The following is a 6,784-nucleotide window of genomic DNA, read 5'->3' as shown; positions in this document are numbered from 1 at the left end:
GACACACATGACGGTGATCTTCACGCAAGCGTCAACCATGGAGATCACCACCAGCACATCACAGGATGCGACTGATCAGTTACCCAACACTTTCTCAGACGGGGTCGCCGCCTCGGCCCTGTTCCGGGACCAGGGGCTTGGCGTAGCAGCGGCTGAGTTCGCTGTGGCGGTAGTGGCCGAACTTGGCGCAGGGCGCGTAGCCGCTGGACTCGTACAGGGCGATGGCCTCGGGCTGCTCGGTGCCGGTTTCGAGGACCATGCGGGTGCGGCCCGCCCCGCCGGCGTCGGCCTCCAGTGCGGCCAGGAGGCGGCGGGCGAGTCCGCGGCCCCGGGCCTCGGGGGTGACGTACATGCGCTTGATCTCGGCGTCGCCGTCTCCGTACCCCTCGGGGTTGGTGTCCTGGCGGCGCCAGCCGCCGGTGGCGAGGGGGGTGCCGTTCTCGTCGTACGCGATGAGGTAGAGGCCGTGCGGCGGTTCGAACATGGCGGGGTCCAGGGGGGTGACGTCGCCTTCGTCGCCGTAGCGTTCGGCGTACTCGCGCTGGACGCGGTCGTTGAGCTTCACGGCGTCGGCGTGGGCGAACGAGACCTGACGTATATGCATGCGGATCATCGTACTTCTATGCGGTCGGGTGGCAGGGGGCGCGGCGGTGGGCGCGGGCCCCGTTCAGTGTGCCGGTAATCTGCCGGAATGCTCAGTGTGACCTCTGTCAATGTGAACGGACTGCGGGCCGCCGCGAAGAAGGGCTTCGTGGAGTGGCTCGCCCAGACGGCCGCCGATGTGGTGTGCCTCCAGGAGGTCCGGGCCGAGCCGGAGCAGTTGCCGGCGGGAGTGCGTGCGCCCGAGGGGTGGCACGTGGTGCACGCGCCGGCCGCCGCCAAGGGCCGGGCGGGTGTGTCGCTGCTCACCCGCCGGGAGCCGGACGCGGTGCGGATCGGTTTCGGGACGGCGGAGTTCGAGGACAGCGGACGGTACGCGGAGGTCGACCTGCCGGGTGTCACCGTCGCCAGTCTCTATCTGCCGTCCGGTGAGGTCGGCACCGAGCGCCAGGCGGAGAAGGACCGGTTCACGACGGCCTTCCTGCCGTACCTGGTGGAGCTGCGGACGCGGGCGGCGGCCGACGGGCGCGAGGTGCTGGTGTGCGGGGACTGGAACATCGCGCACCGTGCGGCGGACCTCAAGAACTGGCGGAGCAACGCCAAGAACTCCGGTTTCCTGCCCGAGGAGCGGGCGTGGCTGGACCGGGTGCTGGACCCGGCCGACGGCGGTTACGTGGACGTGGTCCGTGCCCTGCACCCGGAGGTGGAGGGTCCGTACTCGTGGTGGTCCTACCGGGGTCGGGCGTTCGACAACGACAGTGGGTGGCGCATCGACTACCAGATGGCCACGGCCGGCCTCGCGGGTCGGGCGCTCAAGGCGACCGTGGAGCGGGCCGCCAGTCATGACCTGCGCTGGTCGGACCACGCTCCGGTCACCGTCGTCTACGGGAGCTGAGCCGCGGCGCGGGGTGCGCCCGCGGGGCCGGTCGCGGAGGTGCGGGCCGGGCGGAGCACCTCGTACTCGCTGAGGTCGACGCGGCGGGTGGCGGCGCGAAAGGCGGAGGTGGTGCCGGGCCAGACGGTGGTGTTGCGGCCCTGCGCGTCGAGGTACCAGCTGCGGCAGCCGCCGGTGTTCCAGACGGTGCGCGCGAGTCGTCGTTGGAGGGTGGCGTTCCAGGCGTCGACGGCGTCCGCGCGGGGGGTGAGCGCGACCCGGTCGCCGAGGGCGCGCAGTCGGCGCAGGAAGTCGGCGAGGTAGTTCAGCTGGGACTCGATGATGAGGATCATCGAGGAGTTCCCGAGGCCGGTGTTGGGGCCGACGAGGGTGAGCCAGTTGGGGAACCCGGTGGCGGTGGTGCCGCGCAGGGCGCGCATGCCGTCCTGCCAGGACCGGGCGAGGCTCCGGCCGCCGAGGCCGACGACCCGGTCGGCGATGGGGAGGTCCGTGACGCGGAAGCCGGTGCCGAAGACGAGGGTGTCGGCTTCGGCGGCGGTGCCGTCGGCGGCGATCAGGGTGGAGCCGCGGACTTCGGCGAGGGCGCCGGTGACATGGACGTTGGGGCGGACGAGCGCCGGGTAGTAGGCGTTCGACAGCAGGATGCGTTTGCAGCCGATGCGGTAGTCGGGGGTCAGCCGGGCCCGTAGGGCGGGGTCGGTGACGGCGCGGGCCAGGTGGCGCCGTGCGCTCCGTTCGGCGAGGGCGAGTTCACTGGGCCACCGGGTGAAGGCGTGCGTCTGGAGTTCGCGCACCCCCCACAGTGCGCTCCGGCGCAGTCGCAGGGTGAACGGCAGCCGTCGGTGCAGTCGGCGTTCGGCTTCGCCGATCTCCCGGTCGGCGCGGGGCAGCACCCAGGGCGGGGTGCGTTGGAAGAGGGTGAGCCGGGCCACCCGCGGTTGGATCTCGGGGACGAACTGGACGGCGGAGGCGCCGGTGCCGACCACGGCGACGCGTGCGCCGCGCAGGTCGTGCCCGTGGTTCCAGCGGGCGGAGTGGAACACCTCGCCGGGGAAGGTGTCGAGGCCGGGGACCTGCGGGACCTGCGGGTCGGACAGGGGGCCGGTGGCGGAGACGACGAGGTCCGCGGTGAGGGCGCCGCCGGTGGTCTCCAGGCGCCAGTGCAGTCGGTCCTCGTCCCAGCGGGCGCGGGTCACCTCGTGGCGCAGCCTCAGGTGGGGGCGGAGCCGGAAGGCGTCGGTGACGTGTTCCAGGTAGCGGCGGATGTCCTCGTGGCCGGAGAAGCTGCGCGGCCAGTCGGGGTGCGGGGCGAAGGAGAAGGAGTACAGGTGGGAGGGGACGTCGCAGGCGCTGCCGGGGTAGGTGTTGTCGCGCCAGGTGCCGCCGACGGCGTCCGCGCGTTCCAGGACCACGAAGTCGGTGACGCCCTCGCGGCGCAGCCGGACGGCCGCGCCGAGTCCGCTGAAACCGCTGCCGATCACGGCGACCCGGACGTGCGGGGGCGGTTGTGGGCGGTGCTCGGTCATCCTGGTGCCTCCGTGAACCTGCGCCGCGTCCGCGCGGGCGGCGGTCCGGTGACGGTGCGCTCCCATCATCGCGGGCGGGGCGGTGCGCGGGCCAGGTGACTCCGCTCACGGACCCCCACTGTTCGCGTCGTTCAGGCCGGTCGCGGGGGTAGGGGCGGGCGGGAGTGGTCGGGGACGGCCGAGAGGTCGGGGGGCGCGGCGGCCGGGTGCCCGGCCAGCAGGTCCAGGGCGAGGGCCACCGCGTCGTCGAGGACCGCGTACCGTCCTTCGGCCCAGTCCAGGGGGGTGCGCAGGGCCGCCAGGTCGGGTTCGACGCCGTGGTTCTCCACGGACCACCCGTACGCGTCGAACCAGGCGGCGTTCATCGGGACGGTGATCACGGTGCCGTCGCCCAGTGGGTGACGGCCCGTCATGCCGACGACCCCGCCCCAGGTGCGTTGGCCGACCACCGGCCCGAGGCCCAGCAGTTTGAACGCGGCGGTGATCATGTCGCCGTCCGAGGAGGTGGCTTCGTCGGCGAGGGCGACGACGGGTCCGCGGGGTGCGTTGGAGGCGTACGAGACGGGTTGGGCGTTACGGGTGAGGTCCCAGCCCAGGATGGTGCGGGTCAGCTTCTCGACGACGAGTTCGCTGATGTGGCCGCCCGCGTTGCCCCGGACGTCCACGATGAGCGCGGGGCGGGACACCTCCATCCGCAGGTCGCGGTTGAACTGGGCCCAGCCGGAGCCGCCGAGGTCGGGGATGTGGAGGTAGCCGCACTTGCCGCCGCTCAGGTGCCGGACGACCTCGCGCCGTTTGGCCACCCAGTGCTGGTAGCGCAGCGGTCGGTCGTCGACGAGCGGGACCACGGCGATCCGGCGGGCCGGTCCCTCGCCGCCGGCCGGTCGGAACGTCAGCTCGACGGTCGTGCCGCCGGCGGCGTCGAGCAGCGGGAACGGGCCGGCGACCGGGTCCACCGGGCGTCCGTCGACATGGGTGAGGACGGCGCCCTCGCGCAGTCCGGTGCCGGCGAGCGGGGAGCGGGCCTTGGAGTCGGACGAGTCGCCGGGCAGGATGCGTTCGACGAGCCAGCCCTCGTCGCGGCGGACCAGGTCCGCGCCGAGCAGCCCTTGGGGGCGCTGGTAGTGCGGGGGGCCCTCGTTGCGTCGGGCGGGCGTCACATAGGCGTGCGAGGTGCCGAGTTCGCCGAGGACTTCGCGCAGCAGGTCGGCGAACTCGTCGGGGGTGGCGACCGCGTCGACCAGGGGCCGGTACTGGTCGAGGACGGCCGTCCAGTCGACGCCGCTCATGTCCGGGTCCCAGTAGTAGGCGCTGGTGATCCGTCCGGCCTCCTGGTACGCCTGTCGCCATTCGGCGGGCGGGTCGACGTCGTGCAGGATGCGCCGCAGGTCGATCCAGACGGTGGAGTCGCCGTCGCCGGGTTCCGCGGCGGGCTGGGCGCGTAGTTCGTCCTCGTCCATGACGACCAGTCGGGTGCCGTCGCCGCTGACGGCGAACCAGTCGAGGTGGGCGACGAGTTCGGTCCGTTTGGCCTTGGTGATGTCGAAGTGTTCGAGGGTGGGGCGGCCGGAGGTGTCGGCTGGGTTGGCGAAGGTCTCGCCGAGCGCCCCGGAGATCGGCCAGCGCAGCCAGACCAGTCCGCCGCCGGCGACCGGGCACAGGGCGGAGTACTTGGAGGCGGGGGCGGGGAAGGGGGTGACCCGGTTCTCCAGCCCTTCGGCCTCGACGGTGACCGCGCCGCCGCCGTCGACCGGTTCGCCCTCCTCGGCCGGGTCCAGGCCGCCCGCCGCGGGCCGTCCGTCGGGCAGCAGGGCGAAGGGCGAGGGGGTCGCGGAGGACAGCGGGACGAGGTAGGGGCGGCAGCCGAGGGGGAACGACAGATCGCCGGTGTGGACGTCGTAGACCGGGTCGAACCCGCGCCAGGACAGGAAGGCCAGATAGCGGCCGTCGCTGGTGAAGACGGGGTTCTCGTCCTCGAAGCGGCCCTGGGTGACGTCGATGACGGACCCCGCTCCGGGCCCCGCGACCCGGGCCAGCTTGATCGATCTGAGGCTGCGTCCGATGCCGGGGTGCGACCAGGTGAGCCAGGCCCCGTCCGGGGAGAACGCGAGGTCGGTGACCGGGCCGTTCAGCGAGCGGATCAGTTCCGTCACCCCACGGTCCGCCGCCGCTGCGTCCGCCACCCCGCCGCCGGACTCCACCCCGCCGCCGGACCCCACCCCGCCCTCCGGCTCCGCGGGGTCCTCGCCGGTGTCGAGCAGGAGCAGCCGTCCGTCGTGTGCGGCGATCGCGAGCCGGTCGCCCTCCGGGTCGGGTACGAGTTCCTGGACGTGGCCGAGCGCCCCGACGGCCAGTCGTCGGGGGGAGCGCTCCTCCGAGGCCCGCGGCAGGTACGCGATCTCGACGGCGTCGGCGCCCCCGGCGTCGGTGACGTAGGCGACGCGTCCGCCGCCGGAGCCGAGCAGGACCGGTAGGCGCACCCGGACGCCGGGGGTGTCGGCGATGGTGCGGGCGGGGCCGTCGCGGTGGGTGAGCCAGTAGAGGCTGCCGCGCACCACGACCGCGCTGGCCCGGCCGGTCTCGTCCACCGAAAGGCCGTCCACGTGGCGGGCGGCCGGTACCTGGTGGGTGCGGCGGCCGGCCCGCGGGCCGCCGAGCCGGACGTCGAGCCGGCGGGGCGTCGCACCCGGGGAGAGGTCGTCGACGAGCCAGAGGGCGCCCGCGCACTGGTAGACGACGCGGTCGCCGTCGCTGGCGGCGTTGCGGGCGTAGAACGCGTCGTGGTCGGTGTGGCGGCGCAGGTCGGTGCCGTCGGGGCGGCACGAGTAGAGGTTGCCGATGCCCTCGTGGTCGGAGAGGAAGGCGATCCGGCCGGCGACGATCATCGGGGACTCCAGGTGTCCGCCGAGCCCTTCGAGGAGGCGTTCGCCGTGCAGCCACAGCCGTCCGGTCGCCCCGCCCCGGTACCGCTTCCAGGCCGCCGGTTCGTGCGGGGGCTTCCCGGTGAGCAGCAGGGTCTTGGGTTCGCCGTCGAGGGGGGCGAGCGCGAGGTCGCTGACCGGGCCCCAGGGCAGACGTCCGCCCGGTGATCCGTCGGTGGGCAGCCGGTACGCCCAGCCGAAGTAGCTGAAGGGCTGGCCGTGGGAGGCCACCGCGAGGACGTCGCACTCCCCGGTCCCGTTCTCGGCGTTCGCGTCGGGGGGTGCCCATCCGCAGACCCGGGTGTCGGGCGCGCCCCAGTAGGTGAGGCGTCGGGCGGGGCCGCCCGCGACGGGGACGAGGTGGACCTCCGGGTCGAGGCTGCGCCAGGTGGTGTACGCGATCTGGGTGCCGTCCGGGGAGAAGCGGGGGTGGCCGGCCCGGGTGCGGTCGACGGTGAGCCGCCAGGCCCGGTCCGCGGGCCGGTCGTCGCGGGGCAGCGGGGACAGCCAGAGGTCGTCCTCGGCGACGAAGGTGAGCAGGTCGCCGTGGAGGTGGGGGAAGCGCAGGTAGGCGGGCGGGGCGGGGGTCGCCGCGGCGGAGGGGACGGGACGCGGTGGCTGGCCTGTGGGGTCGGTCACCCCTCCATGGTTTTCCCGGGGCACGGCACCGGCAACTCGGTGCGGTGCGGTGCGGTGCGGTGCGGTGCGGTGCGGTGCCGTGCCGTGCCACGGTGCGCCGTGCCGTGCGGTGGCATGCCATGGCATGCCGTGCCGTGCTGTGGCGCAGGACACGTACGAAACCGTTTCGTTTCGCTAGTGGGGTCCGGTACTCTGAGGCGCGT

4 protein-coding genes are annotated in these 6,784 nt (G+C 73.6%); 1 reads left to right on the top strand and 3 read right to left on the bottom strand.

Features of this window, described 5'->3' with window-relative positions:
* Window positions 1–94: 94 nt before the first annotated feature.
* Window positions 95–604: a GNAT family N-acetyltransferase gene (locus ACFV88_RS06655; protein ID WP_385486718.1), complete on the bottom strand. Its 510-nt coding sequence runs from the start codon at window positions 602–604 to the stop codon at window positions 95–97.
* Window positions 605–691: 87 nt separating this feature from the next.
* Between ACFV88_RS06655 and ACFV88_RS06650 the strand changes: the two genes are divergently transcribed.
* Window positions 692–1,495, top strand: a complete 804-nt coding sequence (locus tag ACFV88_RS06650) for an exodeoxyribonuclease III (RefSeq protein ID WP_385486715.1) — start codon at window positions 692–694, stop codon at window positions 1,493–1,495.
* Here ACFV88_RS06650 and ACFV88_RS06645 read toward each other — a convergent pair.
* Both ACFV88_RS06645 and ACFV88_RS06640 read right to left on the bottom strand, forming a co-directional pair.
* Entirely contained in the window at window positions 1,483–3,021 is a 1,539-nt protein-coding gene (locus ACFV88_RS06645; protein ID WP_385486713.1) for a flavin-containing monooxygenase, read from the bottom strand. The genes ACFV88_RS06650 and ACFV88_RS06645 overlap by 13 nt on opposite strands.
* Window positions 3,022–3,152: 131 nt before the next feature.
* Window positions 3,153–6,707 (bottom strand): S41 family peptidase, encoded by a 3,555-nt coding sequence (locus tag ACFV88_RS06640; protein ID WP_385486711.1) that lies wholly within the window; start codon window positions 6,705–6,707, stop codon window positions 3,153–3,155.
* Window positions 6,708–6,784: the final 77 nt, after the last annotated feature.

The sequence above is a fragment of the Streptomyces sp. NPDC059816 genome (assembly GCF_042732055.1).
GTDB lineage: Bacteria > Actinomycetota > Actinomycetes > Streptomycetales > Streptomycetaceae > Streptomyces.
The sequence above is the reverse complement of the archived record's forward strand: the minus strand, read 5'-3'. Positions and strand labels throughout refer to the sequence as shown.

Bases quoted from the DNA above. Each gene is read 5' to 3' on its own strand.
- ACFV88_RS06655 (WP_385486718.1), bottom strand. From the start codon at position 604: ATGCATATACGTCAGGTCTCGTTCGCCCACGCCGACGCCGTGAAGCTC.
- ACFV88_RS06650 (WP_385486715.1), top strand. From the start codon at position 692: ATGCTCAGTGTGACCTCTGTCAATGTGAACGGACTGCGGGCCGCCGCG.
- ACFV88_RS06645 (WP_385486713.1), bottom strand. From the start codon at position 3,021: ATGACCGAGCACCGCCCACAACCGCCCCCGCACGTCCGGGTCGCCGTG.
- ACFV88_RS06640 (WP_385486711.1), bottom strand. From the start codon at position 6,707: ATGCCATGGCATGCCACCGCACGGCACGGCGCACCGTGGCACGGCACG.